The organism is Microvirga sp. P4_G7, from assembly GCF_056401005.1.
Window position 1 is genome coordinate 1 of record NZ_JBFUKD010000742.1, and the last position, 1724, is coordinate 1724.

The 1724-nt window shown below is 61.6% G+C and carries 3 protein-coding genes; 1 reads left to right on the forward strand and 2 read right to left on the reverse strand.

Annotated elements, in window-relative coordinates:
- Positions 1 to 525: helix-turn-helix transcriptional regulator (locus AC1DT3_RS20205; protein WP_477466997.1), on the forward strand; the 525-nt coding region annotated here is incomplete at its 5' end.
- Here AC1DT3_RS20205 and AC1DT3_RS20210 read toward each other — a convergent pair.
- Positions 526 to 1191 carry a dual specificity protein phosphatase family protein gene (locus AC1DT3_RS20210; protein ID WP_477466998.1) on the reverse strand — a complete coding sequence of 222 codons (666 nt, stop codon included), beginning with the start codon at positions 1189 to 1191 and terminating at the stop codon, positions 526 to 528.
- On the reverse strand, positions 1118 to 1724 hold a 607-nt coding region (locus AC1DT3_RS20215), incomplete at its 5' end, for an inositol monophosphatase family protein (RefSeq protein WP_477466999.1). The genes AC1DT3_RS20210 and AC1DT3_RS20215, both read right to left, overlap by 74 nt.

Here is a 1724-nt window from a genome sequence, read left to right on the forward strand (position 1 = left end):
ATGATGCACAATGCCCTCCTCGAGCCCCTGTTGGGCAGCGTGTTGCGGGTCGACGAGAACAGGATCGCCGTTGTCGATCGGGCCGTCGATCCGTTGCTGCGACGAGTCTTCTCGGACAAAGCTGCGGAGAGCACAGCGATCAGGTCGATCGCCCTCCCGGCAAGGCAGGGGGAGATTCCCTGGGTTCTACACTTGATTCCGATGTCGCGCGCGGCATGGACGCTTCATCAGACGGCACGGCGGATCCTGGTCGCAACGGGAGCTGCCAATTTGGCTGTGCCGCGCCGAAGCGTTCTTGCGGCGCTATTCGATCTCACCCCCGCCGAGGCCAAGGTCGCCCATCTCCTCGCGAAATCACTGACGACCGATGAGATCGCAGCATCCCTCAAGATCGGTCGCGAGACCGTCCGCACCCATGTCAAATCAGTTCTCGAGAAGGCCAGGGTACGCAGGCACATCGATTTCGTGCGCAAGGTATCGAGCATTCATAGCCTGCCGACGCTCGGCGTGCGGACCAAACTCTAGCTATTTTACAGGAACGACCGCCGCGCTTGGCTCGGTCGGCATCGTCTCGGCGTCAATCGTCCTGATCCAGCGCGCTGCACGGCGCACGGCTTCGATCATCATCGGCTTCGGAGCCTTGTACCACTCGGCGGGATCGAGTTCGCGCTGTGTCCGCACGTGAGCCAAGGCTTCGTCGATTGTCGGAAAGCGCTCGGGTACAGTCATATGCAGGAGGAGCGCGACGATGGCGACGGACCGGCTCCGACCGCCGCGGCAATTGACGAGCACGTTGCCGCGCTCGCGTCGCGGATAGGACGTCTTGTCCGGCATCACCTGCTCCAACGCACCGCGCAAGAGATAATAACCGGCGAGAATCATGGTGTCCGGGTTGCCCGGCCCGTCGATGAGGCCGATCTTGTAGTAGCGCAACGCGCCCGATCCATAATCCACGCCGCGTCCGCCTTTCGCAGCGAGGTTTTCCGTCACGTAGTTCAAATCGAGATTGACCGCGCAATTGACGACGGTGGTGATGCCCTTTTCCTGCAGGAGATCAACATCGCGCGCCACTTCCCTGCCACCGATGAAGATATCGACGCCGTACGGAGGCAGGCGTTCATAGATGAGACTCAGCAAGCCCTCGTGGCGCAACGGGGCCTGTTCTTGCACAATATGCGATGAAGACGTCATTGCGCCATTCCTCTMATGCGACCGACCGTTCACCGGCTTGTCGTGCCGCAGCAGCGCGGCGCCCTTGATCGATTTCGTTCGCGATACGCGACAGCGTAGGATACGCGCCCCCCTGGGCCGTCGCTACATAGCCGGGATGGAAATAGGCAGGCGCATCGGGCGCAACCTTGCCGAGACTGAGCGGGCGATAGAACCCTCCTGCCTTTTCAAGGATCAGGATCGCGGCAGCGACATCCCAAGCATTGACGCCAAAACCCGCGGCGGCGTCGACCCAACCGGCCGCCACATGAGCAATGCTCAAAGCGGCGCTGCCAGGGCGCCGCACGGTGGAGAACGTCTCGATCAGGTCTCCAATGTGAGACAAGGCGCGCTCGCGACCGTCGAGACGCATATCGCGTGACACGGGATATCCCGTGATCAACGTCGCCTGTGTTTCCTCGGTTACGGCGCGGGACGTGATCGGTTGCCCGTTGAGGTACGCACCGGAAAGATCGGCGGAAAAAAGATTGCCGGCGACGGGATCATAGATGACC

What these genes read in the sequence shown, in the direction of transcription:
- AC1DT3_RS20210 (WP_477466998.1), bottom strand. Translation starts at nt 1,191, where the DNA reads ATGACGTCTTCATCGCATATTGTGCAAGAACAGGCCCCGTTGCGCCAC.